The following is a 16,033-nucleotide window of genomic DNA, read 5'->3' on the forward strand; positions in this document are numbered from 1 at the left end:
TTCCAGGGAGTCAGTCCGAGCCCACGGCTTGCCACAGCTGGCTGTTGGCGTTGGTGTCCGTCGTCTGCACGAGCTGGGCGCCGACCGATGTCGAGGAGCCGGACACCGCGAGCAGCTTGCCGCTGTTCGCGTTCTTGATCTTGTAGTAGCCGTTTCCGGCGGCGGTCAGGGTCCAGTGCTGGCTCGCGGCGTTGTTGTCGGGCTGCTGGATGATCGTCGCGTCGTCCGCGGTGGACCCGCCGGTGACGTCCAGGAGTTGACCGCTGTTCTCGTTGACGATCTCGTAGCTGCCGCCACCGACCGGGACCCACAGCCAGCGCTGGTTCTGCCCTGCGGTGTCGTTCCACTGGATGACGTTCGCCGCTGCGGCGGTGGATGCGCCCGAGACGTCGATCACCTTGCCGCTGTTCTTGTTGACGACCTTGTAGAGCACGCTCGGGGTGGGGAAGGAGAGGGAGGCGAACGCGTCCAGGGCGCAGACGGTGTTGGAAGAGGCCGTGTTCTTCGTTCCGGTGCACACGACCTTGATCGTGTGGGGACCCACGGCGAGATCCGTCTTCTCGAACAGCAGCACCTGCTTGGTCACCGTCGAGGCATAGGCGTCGATGCCGGACTGCGCCAGGGTGCCGTCCAGGTAGACATCGACCTTGCCCATGTTGGGCTGCTTCATGCTGAGGTAGCGCACTCCCGAGCCGGTGAACGCGTACTGGACGGAGTCGCCCGCCCTGTTGGTGTAATTCTCGGATCCGTTGAAGTCCTTGGAGTCGTTCCAGTTCGACCAGCTGGTGGAGTAGGTGAGGCCGGAGTCCTTGTCGTCGACGTAGGTCCATCGCTGCCGGACGAGCGCCTTCGACGCGGCGGACGCGTTGCCCTGGGCGTCCACGACGTAGAGGCGGTAGTCGCCGGGCTTCGCCGGGACGGCGATGGTCGTCGCGGTTCCGGCCGCCTTCGTCATGGTGGGGCCGACGGCGAACGTCGTCGTACCGGAGGGGGCCAGCCACAGCGTCCTGGTCGCGTCACCGAGGGGGCGGACGGGGATGGACGAGATGCCGTTGCCGGTGAACGTGCCGGCGGGCAGGGCGTAGTCCTGCAGAGCCACACTGCTGCGGGGGACGAGGTCCTTGTAGGCGTCCTCGAGGCCCGCGTTCACGGCGATGCTGTACGCCTGCGACGGCCACACCTTGTCCGGGTACGCCCGCACGTCCTGAATGGTGCTGTTCGGGACGCTCTTGCTGAAGATCTTGTTGAGGGTGCCGTAGGTGTTGGTGATGGTGAGGTCGTGCTGCCGCCCCCAGGTGCCGGAGTTGATGGTGTACGCGACCTTCGGGTCCACGTCGAGGACGTTGTCGTGCTCGTTGAGGAAGGCGGAACCCTCATCCGGGTGCATTCCGTACTTGTGGCCGGCCGGCACACCCTGGATGTAGTTGTTGCTGATCTCGGTGTCCGGCTGGCTGCCCAGCGTGTAGATCGGAGCGGAGTCGCCGAGCACCTGCATGGTGTCGACGAGCTCGTTGTACTTGACGGTGTTGTTCCTGGCCGTGGTGGTGGGGTTCCCGGGATTGACGGAGCTCGTCGATCCGTCGAAGTTCCACCATCCCCAGCCGAGGGTGATGCCCGCCCAAGGGGACTTCTCGATCCGGTTGTGCTGCACGGACAGGGAGTCCACGAAGTACGCCGACACGGCGCTCGATCCCTGGAACAACACGGCGCTGTCGTCGAGGTAGTTGTCCGTGATCGATATGTTCTTGCAGACGCCCTCGACGTTCACCGGGTACTTCTCGTTGTTGGTCGAGGTGTAGTCACCGATGTACACGTGCTGCGGGTGCCCCACCGTGAGGGCGGATCCGGCTATGTCGTTCGTGACGTTGCCGGTCAGCTGCGAGTCCGTCACGTCGTTGGCCAGGGTGATGCCGTCGGCGCCGGTGTGCTGAACGGTGTTGCGCGACAGGACGATCCCGTCGGCGTTCTCGATCTGGACGGCGGCCGGTGGCAGGTCGACGTTGCGGTAGGTGTACGCGTGGAAGTTCTTCCTGGCGTACACGTTGGTGCTGGCGTTGCCCTGCTGGCCCTGCCGGAAGACGGAGCCCGCGACGTTGACCAGGTTCCAGTCGGAGTGCTCGATCGTGAGCCCGGAGAACGTGATGTTCCGCGCGTGGTCGGTCGTGGACGTGCCGCCGATCCTGATGAGGGTGGACACGTGGTTCGGCGCGAAGACCTGCGCCGTCGACATGTCCTCGGAGCCGGACTTGTAGTAGTAGACCGTGTGCTTCGCCTTGTCGAAGTAGAACTCGCCGGGCTGATCCAGGAACTCGAACGCGTTCATGATCGTGTGGCTGCCGCTGCCGGCGACGAAGCCCGCGTACGCCGACCCCTGGGCCATGGCCGCGCCAGGTTGCTGGAACAGGGCCACGCGGTTGGCGCCGTCCGAGCTCGTGGTGATCTGGCGGACTCCGACGATGGCCGTGTTCCAGGTGCTCATCGACTTGATCTCGACGTCGTCCTGGTTGGAGGCGACGGCGGGCAGGTCGGAGAGGCTGTACTTGGCTCCGTCGCACTGCGAACCCGACTCCCAGGCCCAGGGAGCCTGGCCCGCCGTGATGGAGTAAGTCCCGTAGCATCCGGCCGAGTTGATAGTCTTGGAGGCCATCTGGGCGCGCTTGCCGTTGACGTAGAGCGCGCGGAGCTTGTCGTCGCGGTCCAGCGTGGCCTTCCAGATGTTCCCGCTGTGCTGGGTCCAACCGGACACCTGGACGCCGCCGTTCAGCACCGGCTTCTCGTTCTGGTAGGCGGCGTACACGACATGGTGGCCGTTCGTCCCGGAGTCGGCCGACGTGAAGCCGATGGTGCTGCTCACCGGGTAGGTGCCGCCGCGGAGATAGACGGTGATGTCTCCGGTCATGTTGTCGTTGACCGTGCGCACGACGTCCCGGGCGTGCTGCAGGGTCTTGAACGGCGCGGTGATCGTCCCGGGGTTGGCGTCGCTTCCGTCGGGGGCGACGTAGTAGGTCGCCTGGGTCGCGGCCGAGGCCGGGGTCGGCGTCGTGAGGGAGGTCAGCAGGGCCGCGGAGAGAGCGGTCGTGAGCGCTGCTGACATCGTGCGGCGGGTGGAGGCGGCGGGCTTCATCGTCTGCCCCTCCTGTGGTGGGCGCGGGCAGTCGGGAATGCGTTCATGCGGCGGCTCCGGGGGTGTTGTCAGTGGGGTGACACGGTCTTCAGCACGAGCGTCGAAGGTCAGGGTCAGCCGCGGGCGGGGAGGCGGTAGAAGGCGGTCGCGGTGGCGGCCAGCACCGCGTCGATCTCGGTGGCGGAACAACCGTCGAGCAGGTCGTCCACGGTGGCGGCCCAGCGGTTCCAGCCGCCCGCGAGGTTCGCGACCGGCCAGTCCGAGCCGAACATCAGGCGGTCGGGGCCGAAGGCCGACAGCAGGACGTCCCACACCGGGCGGATGTCGGCGATGGTCCACTTCTCGTGGTCGGCCTCGGTGATCAGCCCCGACACCTTGCAGACCACGTGCGGATGTGCGGCCAGCAGACGTATGCGGCCTGCCCAGTCGTCCAGGTCACCGTCGGCGATCGACGGCTTGCCCGCGTGGTCGAGCACCTGGGGCAGCTCGGGGAAACGCTCCGCCAGCCGGATCGCCTGGTCGAGCTGGTGGCTGCGGACGAGCACGTCGTAGCAGAGCCCGCGGTCCCCGGCGGCCGCCAACCCCCGCTCCACATCAGGGCGTTGCAGCCACCCCGGGTCCGTCTCGCCCTGGACGAGGTGGCGCAGGGACCGCAGATACGTCCCGCCCGGCCCGGCGAGCAACCGGTCCAGCACCTCGCCGATCGCCGGCGATGTCAGGTCCGCCCAGCCGACCACCGCCCCGATCAGCGGCTCGTGCTCGGCGAGGGCGAGCAGGTCCTCCGTCTCGGCCACGTCCGGGATGCACTGCACGGCCACCGTGCTGTGCAGACGGCGGCCGGCGATGGTGCGGGTGGCGGTGGTGCGCAGGTCGTCGGGGGTGAAGGTGCGGCGGATCGTGGTCAGGTCGGGGTCGTCGAGCCAGGACTGCGGACGCTGGTCGAGGTCCCACAGGTGGTGGTGGGCGTCGACGATGCCGGGGACGGGGGTGGCGGTCATGACGGGGTCCCGGGGGGCGGGCTCAGGTGCCAGATCTCGGTGAGGGGCGTCCACTGGCGGGAGTCGCCCTGGTCGGGCCAGGGCTCCTGGCAGGGGTCGGTGAGCTTCCACCACTCCTGGGTCTCGGGGTCGGCTTCCAGGACGGCCATGTCGGCCGCGAAGTCGTCGCCGTGGTACTCGAAGTAGGCGAACAGCACATCGCCGTGCAGGAAGATGCTGTAGTTGCGGATGTTCGCCCGGTGCAGGGCGGCCTCGACGCCCGGCCAGACGGCCGAGTGGAGGTCGAGGTACTTCTCCCGGTGCTCGGGCCGGAGTCTGATGGTCTGGGCGATGCGTTCCATCACGCACCCTCCTGAGGGGTGAAGGGGGTCCGGTAGCTGGGGGTGTGGGCGCGCAGCCGCAGGCTCAGGGTGAGCCGGATGCGGGTGGAGGCGGGCAGCCGGACCGTCAGGAAGGCGCTGTCGCAGCTCCGCTCCGCCTCGGTGACGACGGGCTCGGTGTGGCCGTAGTCGTACATGTCGCCGATCCAGCCGTCGTCCTCGCAGGTCGTGTAGCGGACGGCGGTGATGGTGTGCTCGGCGAAGGCGCCCGCCTGGACGATCACCGTGCGGTCCGTCTCGGGGGAGAGGTTCACCAGTTCGACGGTGGTGGCCTCGGGGTCGATGGAGGTGACCAGGGCGGCCACCTCCGGAGGCAGACCGGCGCGGCGGGCCTCGGCGTCGTGGTAGCGCAGCCGGGCCTGCTGGAGACCGCCGTTGTAGAGCACCTGGGGGCCGCCCCAGGTCAGCTGGACGAGGGCCTCGGTGACCACCGGATTGCACAGCTGCCAGACGTGGATGTCGGCCTCGGGCACGTCCAGGTCGCGGTAGCGGTCGATGCGCCGCAGGCGGTGGCGGACCTGGGCCTGGGCGGTGGCGAGGATGCGCTCGGGGTAGCCGGGGTCGTCACCGGCGAGGAAGGCGAACCACGCCTTCTCGTGCCCGGACTCCTCCTTGGCGCGGAAGGGCCGGAGGGTGCGCCAGTCGATGCCGTCGGCCTCGCGCAGCCGCTCCAGCCGGGCGCGGTCGGCGTCGGAGGCCGTGTGGTGCCACAGGGCGACCGGGACCGGCGGGGTGGCCGGGTTGTAGTCGAACCAGCCCGAGTCGTTGTGCCGGAACGGCAGGTGCGGGGTGGGGGTGTGGACGTCGTCGGGGCCGAGTTCGACCGCCCACTTGGAGGGCAGGCTGGAGTCCGCCTCGGTGTAGGGCATCACCTTGGCGTGGCCGATGAGGGTGTCGAGCGAGGTCGCCACCATGGAGAGGTAGTCGTCGTCGCCGGTGACCGTGGCCGCCGCGAGCGCCGCCACACAGGCCGCGTGGCCCACGCTGTGCCAGCCGTGCGGCCAGGACCAGCCGTAGTGGCCGCCGTACCAGCGGCCCTCCAGCAGGCTGCCGACGCCGCCGTCCGGGCCGACGTTGTCCGGGACGAGACCGCCGTTCGCCTCGGTGCGCTCCCGCCACGCGCCCACGTACTCGACGATCCAGTCGCGGTAGCGCTCCTCGCCGGACAGGATCCAGGCGTTGAGGACCAGCCCGGCCGCGGCGAGGTTCACCGCGGTGTCGCCGACGCCCATCCGGTCGCGCATCTGGTCGCCCAGGCGCGGGTCCGCCGACAGGGGGAAGGGGCCGTTCGCGGCCTCGGGGATCCAGTCGAGCGGGAAGCCGTAGGTCTCGGCCTCCTTCAGCAGCCAGGGGTAGACGTCTCCGTCGAACAGGCCGGTGCGGTCGGGGTCGCTGCCGTTGTGCGGGCGGGTGATGATGCGGTGGGCGGGGTCGTAGTTGCCCTTGGCCGGGTCGACGTACAGCTCGGCGAAGCGCAGGGCGCGCTCACGCCAGCGGTCGGGGGCGGCCATGCACAGGAAGTAGAGCAGCAGCAGGCTCTCGCCCTGGTGGAACCAGTCGTAGCCGCGCTCGTACTCGTCGCGCAGCATGTTCAGTTCGGTGAGCTGCCGGGTGACGCCCTCCCAGTGCTTCTCGCTGGCGGGCAGCAGGTCGTCGGCGCCGCCGAGGAGGTACAGCTGGGGCCAGTTGAAGAACACCTCATAGAAGTCGTCGACGCCGTCGCGGGTGGTCAGCGGGCCGTCGTAGTTCAGGCGTCCGTCCGGGCCGGTGAAGTCGCGGGCGAAGCGCCGCCAGGCGTGGTCGAGGAGGTCGAACAGGGCGCGCTGGGCGACGGCCCAGCCGGGTGGTTCGAGCAGCGGCACCCCCGCCTCGATCTCGGGTGGCGCGACCGGCTGGTCGCTGGGGGCGTCATCGGCCGACGTGCGGTCGGCGGGGCTGAAGGGCATGGGAGATCTCCGTTCGGGGCGGGCGGCATGGGCGGCGCACGCCGGGGACGACGGCCGGGCGGGCGAGGCCGGTGTCATTCCTTCGTGGCGCCGGCGAGCATCCCGCTGACCAGGAAGCGCTGGGCGAAGAGGAAGACGATCAGCACGGGCGTGATCGCCACGAGCGTCGCCAGAGCCAGCTGCGGGCGCTCGATCGCCAGGTCGCCGACGGCCGGGTTGAAGGACGGCACGTTGCTGAGCAGGGTGCCGACGCCCACCTGGATGGGCATCTGGTCGCTCTCGGGGAGCATGACGTACGGCAGGAAGTAGTTGGTCCAGTTGGCGACGAAGCTGAAGAAGCCCACGAGCGCGATGACCGGCGTCGCCAGCGGCAGCGCGACGTGCCAGAAGACGCGGAACTCCGAGCAGCCGTCGATCCGTGCCGCCGCCAGCAGGTCCTTGGGGACGGCGGTGGTGAAGTAGATGTACGTCAGATACACGCCGAACGGGTAGAACGAGTACGGCAGGATGATCGACCACATGGTGCCGATCAGATGCACCGCGTTGATCTCCAGGAACAGCGGCACCACCAGGGTGGCGTTCGGCATGAGCATCACGACCAGGGTCGCGATCAGCAGGGTGTGCCGGCCGCGGAACTCGGTCATCGCCAGCGCGTATCCCGCGGGTACGGCGACGGCGAGCGTGATGACCAGCGAGATCACCGCGTAGAGGGCCGAGTTGCCCAGCCACTGCATGACGGCGTCGTCCTGGAACGCCGTGAGCGCGTGCCAGTTGGCTTTCAGCGCGTGCCAGGAGCCGAAGGAGAGCGGGTTGCCGTGGACCAGTTGCTGGTCGGTCTTGGTCGCCGCGAGGACGAGCCAGAGCACCGGCAGGACGAAGAACACCGCGAACACGGCCAGTACGGTGCCGGTCAGCAGCCGGGACGCCACGCGCCGCTGGGGACGGGGGCGCCGCCGCTCCGGAGCCGGGTGGTGCGTGCGGCTCGTGCCGCGTGATTCCCCTTCCGCACGTCGGGTGGCGGCGACCGGGAGGGCAGAGGACTTATTCGGCATCGAAGAACCCCGACCGTGCGACGAATACTGCGGCGGCCGACACGCTGACGACCAGGAGCTCCACCGAGACCGCGGCGGCGCCGTTGATGTTGTTCATCTGGAAGGCGAAGTCGAACGTCAGCTGGTTGAGCGAGTAGTCGCGTCCGGCCACCCCCACGCTGGCGAGGGACAGCAGCTGCGGCTCCACGAAGAGCTGGGCGCCGCCCGCGAACGCCAGGATCACCATGTACACGATCCACTTGCGCAGCATGGGGATCTGTATGTGCCAGGCGGTCTGCCAGGCGCCCGCGCCGTCGATGCGCGCGGCCTCCATGACATCACTGGGGATGTTGTTGAGCGCCCCGTACATGACGACGATCCACCCGCCCGCGCCGGTCCAGAACGCGATGATCGTGAACAGCACGGGCAGGTTGCCCGGCGCGATCACCTCGCCGAACGTGTCGAAGCCCAGCGCGTCCAGCAGGGAACTGACGGGGCTGACCGTCGGGTCGAGCATGAACAGCCACACCAGCACGCTCGCGGCGCCGGCGAGCGCTCCCGGGATGTAGTAGAGGAAACGCAGCGCCTTGCTGGCGGGAGCCGAGGTCAGGCGGTGCAGCAGCAGCGCCAGGGCCACCACGAACACCACCAGGGACAGCAGCCAGAAGGCGAGGTAGACGGCGACGTGGCCCACGGCGTCCGCGAAGCGGAAGTCCTGTGCCGTGGTGACGAAGTTGCCGAAGCCGGTGAATTTGCCCCCGGCCTCGGTGAAGGCGAAGTAGATCGCGTAGGCGGTCGGAAGGACGCCGAAGGCGACCAGCAGGACCACGTAGGCGGCGACGAAGACCATACCGGCCCGGCTCTGCCGTGCGGTGCCGCGAGGGCGCCGGGTGGCGGAGCCGGCCGGGGCGTGGGTGGGGGTCACTGGGAGACCTTGTATCCGTTGGACTTGGCGTACTTGACGATGGAGTCCTGCCAGGCGGGCAGCATCGAGACGACGCTCTTGCCCTGGGTCAGGCCGGGCTTGACGGTGGCGGCCCAGATGGCCTCCTGGCTGAACTGGCCCGAGCCCCAGCCGTTCCAGACCTGGGAGGAGGCGTCCTTGAGGGCGCTGAGGTCACTGGCGTAGTAGCCGGAGGCGTTCTGCCCCTTCAGCCAGACCTCGGCGGCCGGAGCGTAGGCGGGGAAGCCCGGCGCCTTCTCGCCCTGGTAGGCGTTGTCGGTGGTGACCCACTTCAGGAAGTCGGTGGCCGCCTTGATGTGCGGGGAGTGCTGGGACAGCAGCCAGGTGCCGCCGCCGACGTTGCCGGTGGACGGCGCGGTCTCGCCCTTCCACTGCGGGATGGGCGCGGCCGCGATCTGCTTGGCCGGCGTCTTGAAGGTGCCCTCGAACAGCGCGCCGCCGTACCAGGCGGGGCCCGGCATGAGCAGGACCTTGTTGGCCTTGTTCTTGCCGAAGTCGGTGCTGAACACCCCGGTGATGGACATGGACTTGTTCTGGATCAGTACGTCCATCAGCTTGGCCATCTTGGTGCAGGCCTCGCTGCTGGTGTTCACGGACACAGCCTTCGGGCCGGTGATGTGGTTGGCGCCGCACTTGCTCGCCCACAGGTAGATCTCGGGGGTGAAGGAGTCGCCCGCGTCGCCCACCAGGTAGCCGGGGTGCTCCTTGGCCACCTTCTCGCCGAGCGCCTGGTACTCCTCCCACGTCGTCGGCACCGTGTAGCCGAACTGCTTCAGCAGCGGCGCGTTGTACCAGAGCACGGCCTGGGAGAGGTCGTTGCGCAGGCAGTAGAGGGTGCCGTTGACGGTGCAGACGTCGTTGGCGCCCTGGGCGAACTGCCCCAGGGTCGCCTGCGGGAACAGGCCCTTGTTGAGCGGAGCGGCGAAGTTCTGGTCGACCGCCCAGGAAGCCTCGTTGTTCTGGGAACTGAAGACGACATCCGGCCAGCCCTTGCCGGTGCGGTTGAACAGCTGGACCTTGGTCTGGAGGTAGTTGGAGCCGTTGGCGTCGCCGTCGTAGGTGACGATGTTCAGCTTCACGTCCGGGTGCTGCTTCTGGTACAGCTTCGCGGCCGCCACGCGGGTGGCGTCCACCCAGACGGTCAGCGCGCCGTCCTTCTGCGGCACCTGGGCGAAGCCGTCCTTGTTCGTCGTACCCGTGGCGCCGCCACCACAGGCCGTCACGGTCAGCAACACGGTGGCCGCGCAGCCGGCCAGCAACGTCGCACGCCTCTTGCTGGACGCTCTCTCCTGGCCGGTCGAAGGCTTGTTGACGGTCATGTGCGACTCCACTGGTTTCACAGGGCGCCACGAGCAGGCGGGTAGGTGGCGCGTGGTTGGGCGACGCCGGGCCGTACCGGTCGGGCGTCGGGGACCGCGGACGGCCGTGCCGCTTGCCGTCGCGGAAAAAATTAGGCGCCTTATCAAGGGATCCGTCAAGGGTGTGAGCAGCCCTTTTCCTTGCGATCTACGGCTGGTACCCCGTACCGGCATGAGATAGAGCCCTACATGTCGCGTATGCGGTGTATTCGTACCGCAACTCTGCGGTAGAGCCCTTCGCAGGATGAGTACGACTCATTATGGAGTTGGGGTACGATGAGCACGGCTCCACATCGATCAACCGCCCTCGCAGCAGTCATCCCGAAGGCAGGACAGATGAACGACACACCCGCGACCGAAGCCGCCTCGCCGCCGCAGGCCCCTCCCGCTGCGGCAGCGACGGTGAACGGCGCGGACGCGCGGCCCGAGTACCGGCCCGGCTACGAGGTCGTGGCGGAGCGGATTCTCGAGTTCATCGCCGAGTCGCGTCTGGTGCCGGGTGACCGGCTGCCCACGGAGAACGACCTGGCCCAGAGGCTGAACACCAGCAGGGCCGTGGTACGGGAGGCCGTGAAGATCCTTTCGGCGCTCGGCCGGGTCCGGGCACACAAAGGGCGCGGACTGTTCGTCGCGGACGACGAGGGCATGCTCGTCACCAGCCGCTGGGGCGGCTTCTTCCGCCCGGTCGACCTCGATCACGTGTTCATGCTGTTCGAGTTCCGCAGGGTTCAGGAGATGGCCGCGAGCAGTCTGGCCGCCACCCGTGCCACGCCCGCCGAGCTGCGGACCATCGAGGTGGCCATGCAGCGGTGCCGGCACGGCTTCGTCCACGGTCAGGTCGAGGAGTTCAACCAGGCGGACGAGGACTTCCACGGGGCCGTGGCCGCGGCCTCGCACAATGCCTTCCTCGTCAGCGCGGTGCGTGACGCGCGACGCCTTCAGCGGCAGTCCAGCGCGATCGGGATCCATGACCACCTCGGTGAAGGCACCGAGTCCGCCGTCGTGGAGCATGAGGTGATCTACCGGGCCATTCGGGACGGCCGGCCCGATGAGGCGGCCGAGGCCACGGCGGCCCATCTCGACAGAACGCTGGAGGACTACCGGCGGGAGATCCAGCGGCGCCTGTTCGGATAGCTCGGGTTCGGTTCCCAGGCCGCCGCTGGTCGCGGGGCTGCCGAGGCGTAGAAAGAAGCCCTACCCGCGAGCGTGGTTCTTTCGCTGGAACCTGTCGGCGACGAATGCGGCGAGCGCCTCTTGGGACGGGTGCCCCCAGCCGATGCAGAACGGGTGTCCGGCCGGATCGGCGTACACCTGATGGCCTTCCTCGCTGTCCAGGTCAGGAGCCGGCTGGAGCAGGCGGGCACCGAGGGCGATCGCCTCTTCGTGCGCGGCTCGTGGGTCCTCGACGTGCAGGTCGAGATGCACTTGTTGAGGGACTCCGTGCGGCCACTCAGGAGGAACGTGGTCGGGTGCCAGCTGTACGCCGATCCGCCACTGCCCATCGGCGTCGACAACGCTGTGCCATGCCTCGTCCTCTACGACGTGCCCGCCGAAGATCCCGGCCCAGAACGCGCTCTCGGCAGGCAGATCGGCCGCGTCGAATACGATCACGTTACGCACGAGCTTCATGACATCGAGGCTACGAGGCTGACCACCGCCATGCCGTGTGGCGCCCGATGGGCAGGGCGCTGACGGAGCGCGGCTCGCGTCCGTTCAAGGCCGGCTTTGCGGCGCGGCCAGGTCGCTCGTCGCCGAGGGGTCCGAGATCAGTGTCAGCGGCCGGGACGGGTCGAGGCGGGGGAGCGCCTCGGGCACGTCGGGTGCGATCTGATCGGCTCGGACCAGGCAGATGTGCTGGTCCGGGAGCAGCGTCGGGGAGGGACCGTGCTCCGGTAAGGGCGAGCGCGCGCGAACGATGGCGGCCCCGGCATCGGACGCCGGAACCCGGACGACCGTGGCGCGGTACTCGGCGGCACGCTCGGCGAACAGCCCGACGATGTCGTCCACCGCGTGGTCGGCGCGGCGACCGTGCGCAGGTGGCCGGTCATCGGGACGCTCGGAGCCGGGAACACCGGACAGCGTTCCCCGGCCCGCGCTCAGGACCCGCTCGCGGTCGTTCGTCGTCATCGCTTCCCTCCCGCCGCTGTACGGCCGTCTTCTCGCGTGGGTGTTCTCGTACGGCGCCACCAGGCGCGCAGTGACTTCCGGGGCGGGGCGGGCAGGTCGATGCGCAGGCGCCGCAGGGCCACCCTCATGACGGCTCCTTCGGCGATGCGGCCGGCCCGGTCGACGTAGTCGGCGGAACGGGGGTGTCCACGTCGAGCAGGCCCTCGGTGCGCAGCTCGTTCCACAGGGCGCGGGGGATGGGGCGTCGCAGCTGCTCCACGGTGTCGTGCACCTCCTGCGGCGACCGTGCGCCGGTCAGGACGCTCGCCACCGCGGGGTGGCCGAAGGGGAAGCGCAGCGCGGCGGCCCGCAGCGGCACGCCGTGGCGTTCGGCGACCGCCTGCAGCCGCAGCGCCCGGTCGAGCACCGGCTGCTGAACAGGTGCGTAGTCGTAGGTGGCGCCGGGCCGGGGCGCGGTGAGCAGCCCCGAATTGAACACGCCGCCGATGATGACGCTACGCCCGCGGGCGGCCGCCTCCGGGAGCAGTTCGGTCAGCCCGTCGTGGTCCAGGAGGGTGTAGCGGCCGGCGAGCAGGACCACGTCGATGTCGGTCTCGCGCAGGAACCGGGCGGGCAGCGCGGTCTGGTTCATCCCGACGCCGATCGCCCCGATCACGCCTTCGGCGCGCAGCCGCTCCAGCGCCGGGTACGCCTCGCGCAACGCCTGGTCGGCGTGGTCGTCCGGGTCGTGCAGGAGGGCCACGTCGACGCGGTCGAGGCCGAGGCGGTCCAGGCTCGCCTCCAGGGAGCGCAGGACCCCGTCGGCGCTGAAGTCCCAGACGCGGCGGTGGGTGGCCGGGACGGCGAAGCCCTGGGCGAGGTCGTCACCGGCGTCGCCCTGCGGATGTGGCACGAGTAGCCGGCCCACCTTGGTGGACACGGTGTACGTGTCCCGGGGGCGGTCGCGCAGTGCCGCGCCGAGCCGCCGCTCGGACAGGCCGAGACCGTAGTGGGGTGCGGTGTCGAAGGTGCGGATGCCGGCGTCCCAGGCCGCGTCCACCGTGGCGTGGGCGGCCTCGTCGGAGACCGGGTGGTAGAGGTTGCCGAGGGCGGCACAGCCCAGCGCCAGCTCCGAGACCGCTACCGCGCTGCCGCCCAGCGTGGTGGCCCTCATGACGGGTCCACCGGGCGCAGCCGCAGTCCCTGCATGCCGCCGTCCACGGCGAGCGCGGTGCCGGTGACGGACGCGGCGGCCGGACTCGCGAGGTAGACGATGGCCGCGGCGACCTCGTCGGCGGTGACCAGGCGCCCCATGGGCTGGCGGGCGTTGAGGGCGGCGCGCTCGGCCTCGGGGTCGTCCGCGGCGTCGAGGAGTCGGGAGACCCACGGGGTGTCGGCGGTGCCGGGGTTGACGCAGTTGACGCGGATGCCCTCGCGGACGTGGTCGGCGGCCATGGCGAGCGTCAGGGAGAGAACGGCGCCCTTGCTGGCGCAGTACAGGGCGCGCTGCGGCAGGCCCGCGGTGGCGCCGATCGAGCAGGTGTTGACGACCGCCGCAGTGCCCGGACGGGCCATGGCAGCGCGCCGCAGATGGGGCAGGGCGGCGCGGGTGGTGCGGACCATGCCGACGACGTTGACGTCCAGAACGCGGTGCCAGTCCTCGTCCGAGTTGTCCTCTACGGTGCCGATGGCGCCGATGCCCGCGTTGTTCACGAGGATGTCCAGGCCACCGAGCCGATGGGCGGCCTGTTCCACGGCGGCGCGCACCGAGGCGTCGTCCGTGACGTCGGCGGTGATGCCGAGCAGCGGTGCGGGGAGTTGGTCCGGATCGAGGTCGAACACGGCGACCGCCGCGCCGCGTTGCGCCAGTGCGCGGGCCGTGGCGAGCCCGATGCCGGAGGCGCCGCCGGTGACGACGGCTCGGAGTCCTGAGAGATCGGTCATGCGGTCCCACCCTGTGCGGCGCGGTCGGCCACCCAGAACGTGCCGTGCGGGTAGCGGTATGCGGTGATGGAGTCTTCCTTCATGGTGGCGGAGAAGCCGGGGGCGAGCGGCGCGGTGTAGTGGCCGTCGCGCATCACCACCGGCGTGGTGAAGCGCTCATGGAGATGGTCGACGAACTCGAGCACACGGTTCTCGGTCGTACCGGACAGCGCCAGGTAGTCGAACATCGACAGGTGCTGCACCAGTTGCCGTCACGGTCGTGCTGCCTTTCACGCTTGGGTGAAAGTCTGGCGCTGGCTGCCGAGGCCGTCGACGGAGAGTTCGACCGTGTCGCCGGGGCGCAGGAAGGGGGTGCCGGGAAGACCCAGAGCCACGCCCGCAGGGGTACCGGTGTTGATCACGTCGCCCGGCTCCAGAACCATGTACTGGCTCAGGTACGACACGATGTGGTCCACCGTGAAGATCATGTCGCTGGTGTGGCCGTCCTGCCGCTTCACGCCGTTGACGCTCAGGTGCAGGCCGAGGTCCTGGGGATCGGCGATCTCGTCGGCGGTGACCAGCCAGGGGCCGAGGGGGTTGAAGGTCTCACAGGACTTGCCGAGGTCCCACTGCGACGAGTACTCCAGCTGGAACTCCCGCTCGGAGACGTCATGGCTGATCGCATACCCCGCGATCACGCCCCGCGCGGCCTCGGGGCCGTCCAGGTAGCGGGCCCGGCGGCCGATGACGACCGCGAGCTCGACCTCCCAGTCGGTCTTCGCCGAGTGACGGGGAATCAGGACCTGGTCGTACGGGCCGACGACCGTGCTCGGGTCCTTCATGAACACCACCGGGCGCTCGGGGATCGCAAGGCCGGTCTCGGCCGCGTGGTCGCGGTAGTTCAGGCCGATGCAGACGATCTTGCCGGGGCGCGCGAGGGGCGCGCCGATCCGCAGACCGTCCGCGTCCAGCTCGGGCAGCTCTCCCGCCATGACGGCCGCGCGGGCTCGCTCGACTCCCTCGGAAGCGAGGAAGGCCCCGTCGACGTCGTGAGTCACGGAGGACAGGTCCAGCAGCCGGCCGTCGTCGGTGCGGACGGCGGGCCGCTCCTGTCCCTGGGCTCCGACTCGTAGCAGTTTCACTGGGCAAGCTCCCTTGGCGCGCGGGGTTGATCCGAGAGGTGGTGGCCAGGTCGACTGTCAGGCGCAGTCATCGGAGGTATGGCGCACTGCGACCTTAGGATGCGGATGTCGCCGCTGACAATGGATTCATCGGGTGTATTTGCCCAACCATGCATGTCACGCCAACGCCACGACGACGCCGTAACGTCTCGGCGTCGTGGATACATCGGATGAACGGCCGTATCCACGTCGTTCGTGGGTGCATAAGATGACGGGCATGGCGCTGCGACCTGTTCAGGTGAACATCAAGGCGGTCGATTCCTCGGCGGTCGGCCGGTTCTGGGCGGAGGCGCTCGGCTGGAGTGCCTACCGTCCCGGCGTGACCACCTACGTAGGCCCCGCCGGCGGTCTCGTGTGGCCGGACCCGGTCATGGTCGGTATCGACGTCGTTCCCGTCCCCGAACCCAAGACGGCGACGAAGAACCGTGTGCACCTCGATCTCGCCACGACCTCCGCGGCCCATCGGACGGAGTTGGTCGCCCGCCTGCGGGCGCTCGGCGCGACGCCGGTCGACGTGGGCCAGGGCGAGGTGCCGTGGACGGTCCTCGCCGATCCCGAGGGCAACGAGTTCTGCGTACTGGAACCCCGGGAGATCTACCGGGACACCGGACCGGTCGCCGCGGTGGTGGTCGACTGCGTGGACCCGCGGGCCATGGCCCGGTTCTGGGACGAGGCGCTGGACTGGACCCTGCACGAGGTGACCGACGATCACGCGCGGCTGCGCTCCGCCAAGGGTGTCGGCCCGTATCTGGAGTTCCTCCGCACGCCCGACGGGAAGACGGTGCCGGACCGCGTCCATCTCGACCTGCTGCCCTACCCCGGTGACGACAAGGCCGAGGAAGTGGCCCGGATGCGGGCCCTCGGCGCCACCGACCTCGACATCGGCCAGGGTGACGTCCCCTGGACGTGCCTGACCGACCCGGAGGGCCACGAGTTCTGCGTCCTCGCCCCGTCCTGACACCCCGTATGCGTGACGGCGACCTTGACGAGGCCCGGCGTCACGTCTGGAGGCGCGTCCTCTG

General features: G+C 69.4%; 14 protein-coding genes and 1 pseudogene. 2 read left to right on the forward strand and 13 right to left on the reverse strand.

The annotated features are described in order from the left end of the window. Positions 1–10: 10 nt before the first annotated feature. From ACZ5NW_RS07340 to ACZ5NW_RS07370, 7 genes are all read right to left on the reverse strand, one after another. Positions 11–3,124 carry an RICIN domain-containing protein gene (locus ACZ5NW_RS07340; protein ID WP_468742739.1) on the reverse strand — a complete coding sequence of 1,038 codons (3,114 nt, stop codon included), beginning with the start codon at positions 3,122–3,124 and terminating at the stop codon, positions 11–13. A gap of 113 nt (positions 3,125–3,237) precedes the next feature. Next, entirely contained in the window at positions 3,238–4,122 is an 885-nt protein-coding gene (locus ACZ5NW_RS07345; protein WP_468742740.1) for an amidohydrolase family protein, read from the reverse strand. Continuing rightward, positions 4,119–4,463, reverse strand: coding sequence for an L-rhamnose mutarotase (locus ACZ5NW_RS07350; RefSeq protein WP_468742741.1), 345 nt, complete (start codon positions 4,461–4,463; stop codon positions 4,119–4,121). Before ACZ5NW_RS07350 ends, ACZ5NW_RS07345 begins: the two co-directional genes overlap by 4 nt. Continuing rightward, positions 4,463–6,448, reverse strand: a complete 1,986-nt coding sequence (locus tag ACZ5NW_RS07355; protein ID WP_468742742.1) for a DUF8034 domain-containing protein — start codon at positions 6,446–6,448, stop codon at positions 4,463–4,465. The genes ACZ5NW_RS07350 and ACZ5NW_RS07355 overlap by 1 nt, the downstream gene beginning before the upstream one ends. Positions 6,449–6,522: 74 nt before the next feature. Continuing rightward, positions 6,523–7,377, reverse strand: a complete 855-nt coding sequence (locus ACZ5NW_RS07360; protein ID WP_468742743.1) for a carbohydrate ABC transporter permease — start codon at positions 7,375–7,377, stop codon at positions 6,523–6,525. A gap of 112 nt (positions 7,378–7,489) precedes the next feature. Further along, on the reverse strand, positions 7,490–8,404 hold the full coding sequence (locus ACZ5NW_RS07365) for a carbohydrate ABC transporter permease (RefSeq protein ID WP_468742744.1): 915 nt from the start codon (positions 8,402–8,404) through the stop codon (positions 7,490–7,492). After that, the gene (locus ACZ5NW_RS07370) at positions 8,401–9,762 is read right to left on the reverse strand and encodes an ABC transporter substrate-binding protein (protein ID WP_468742745.1); all 1,362 of its coding nucleotides are present in this window, start codon (positions 9,760–9,762) and stop codon (positions 8,401–8,403) included. The genes ACZ5NW_RS07365 and ACZ5NW_RS07370 overlap by 4 nt, the downstream gene beginning before the upstream one ends. Before the next feature lie 375 nt (positions 9,763–10,137). On the opposite strand from ACZ5NW_RS07370, the gene ACZ5NW_RS07375 reads away from it, so the two are divergent. Next, a complete protein-coding gene (locus tag ACZ5NW_RS07375) occupies positions 10,138–10,935 on the forward strand; it encodes a FadR/GntR family transcriptional regulator (RefSeq protein WP_468742746.1) in 798 nt (265 codons plus the stop codon). A gap of 60 nt (positions 10,936–10,995) precedes the next feature. Here the strand turns inward: ACZ5NW_RS07375 and ACZ5NW_RS07380 are convergent, their stop codons facing one another. From ACZ5NW_RS07380 to ACZ5NW_RS07405, 6 genes and pseudogenes are all read right to left on the reverse strand, one after another. After that, positions 10,996–11,430 (reverse strand): VOC family protein, encoded by a 435-nt coding sequence (locus tag ACZ5NW_RS07380; RefSeq protein ID WP_468742747.1) that lies wholly within the window; start codon positions 11,428–11,430, stop codon positions 10,996–10,998. An 84-nt stretch (positions 11,431–11,514) separates the two neighbouring features. After that, complete coding sequence (locus ACZ5NW_RS07385; protein WP_468742748.1) at positions 11,515–11,928, reverse strand: hypothetical protein; 414 nt, start codon at positions 11,926–11,928, stop codon at positions 11,515–11,517. A gap of 124 nt (positions 11,929–12,052) precedes the next feature. After that, the gene (locus ACZ5NW_RS07390) at positions 12,053–13,081 is read right to left on the reverse strand and encodes an aldo/keto reductase (RefSeq protein ID WP_468742749.1); all 1,029 of its coding nucleotides are present in this window, start codon (positions 13,079–13,081) and stop codon (positions 12,053–12,055) included. Next, positions 13,078–13,851 carry an SDR family NAD(P)-dependent oxidoreductase gene (locus tag ACZ5NW_RS07395; RefSeq protein WP_468742750.1) on the reverse strand — a complete coding sequence of 258 codons (774 nt, stop codon included), beginning with the start codon at positions 13,849–13,851 and terminating at the stop codon, positions 13,078–13,080. The genes ACZ5NW_RS07390 and ACZ5NW_RS07395 overlap by 4 nt, the downstream gene beginning before the upstream one ends. Next, positions 13,848–14,099 (reverse strand): annotated as a pseudogene (locus ACZ5NW_RS07400) (fuconate dehydratase); the annotation flags it as partial. The gene ACZ5NW_RS07395 and the pseudogene ACZ5NW_RS07400, both read right to left, overlap by 4 nt. Positions 14,100–14,120: 21 nt before the next feature. Further along, complete coding sequence (locus ACZ5NW_RS07405) at positions 14,121–14,972, reverse strand: fumarylacetoacetate hydrolase family protein (protein WP_468742751.1); 852 nt, start codon at positions 14,970–14,972, stop codon at positions 14,121–14,123. Positions 14,973–15,228: 256 nt separating this feature from the next. Here ACZ5NW_RS07405 and ACZ5NW_RS07410 point away from each other — a divergent pair, with 256 nt between their 5' ends. Then, positions 15,229–15,969, forward strand: coding sequence for a VOC family protein (locus ACZ5NW_RS07410; protein WP_468742752.1), 741 nt, complete (start codon positions 15,229–15,231; stop codon positions 15,967–15,969). The last annotated feature ends 64 nt before the right edge of the window (positions 15,970–16,033 follow it).

It is taken from the genome of Streptomyces sp. NPDC032126 (assembly GCF_055580085.1).

Excerpts from the sequence above, each read along its gene's own strand:
- ACZ5NW_RS07340 (WP_468742739.1), bottom strand. The coding sequence starts at position 3,124 with ATGAAGCCCGCCGCCTCCACCCGCCGCACGATGTCAGCAGCGCTCACG.
- ACZ5NW_RS07345 (WP_468742740.1), bottom strand. The coding sequence starts at position 4,122 with ATGACCGCCACCCCCGTCCCCGGCATCGTCGACGCCCACCACCACCTG.
- ACZ5NW_RS07350 (WP_468742741.1), bottom strand. The coding sequence starts at position 4,463 with ATGGAACGCATCGCCCAGACCATCAGACTCCGGCCCGAGCACCGGGAG.
- ACZ5NW_RS07355 (WP_468742742.1), bottom strand. The coding sequence starts at position 6,448 with ATGCCCTTCAGCCCCGCCGACCGCACGTCGGCCGATGACGCCCCCAGC.
- ACZ5NW_RS07370 (WP_468742745.1), bottom strand. The coding sequence starts at position 9,762 with ATGACCGTCAACAAGCCTTCGACCGGCCAGGAGAGAGCGTCCAGCAAG.
- ACZ5NW_RS07375 (WP_468742746.1), top strand. The coding sequence starts at position 10,138 with ATGAACGACACACCCGCGACCGAAGCCGCCTCGCCGCCGCAGGCCCCT.
- ACZ5NW_RS07380 (WP_468742747.1), bottom strand. The coding sequence starts at position 11,430 with ATGAAGCTCGTGCGTAACGTGATCGTATTCGACGCGGCCGATCTGCCT.
- ACZ5NW_RS07385 (WP_468742748.1), bottom strand. The coding sequence starts at position 11,928 with ATGACGACGAACGACCGCGAGCGGGTCCTGAGCGCGGGCCGGGGAACG.
- ACZ5NW_RS07390 (WP_468742749.1), bottom strand. The coding sequence starts at position 13,081 with ATGAGGGCCACCACGCTGGGCGGCAGCGCGGTAGCGGTCTCGGAGCTG.
- ACZ5NW_RS07395 (WP_468742750.1), bottom strand. The coding sequence starts at position 13,851 with ATGACCGATCTCTCAGGACTCCGAGCCGTCGTCACCGGCGGCGCCTCC.
- ACZ5NW_RS07410 (WP_468742752.1), top strand. The coding sequence starts at position 15,229 with ATGGCGCTGCGACCTGTTCAGGTGAACATCAAGGCGGTCGATTCCTCG.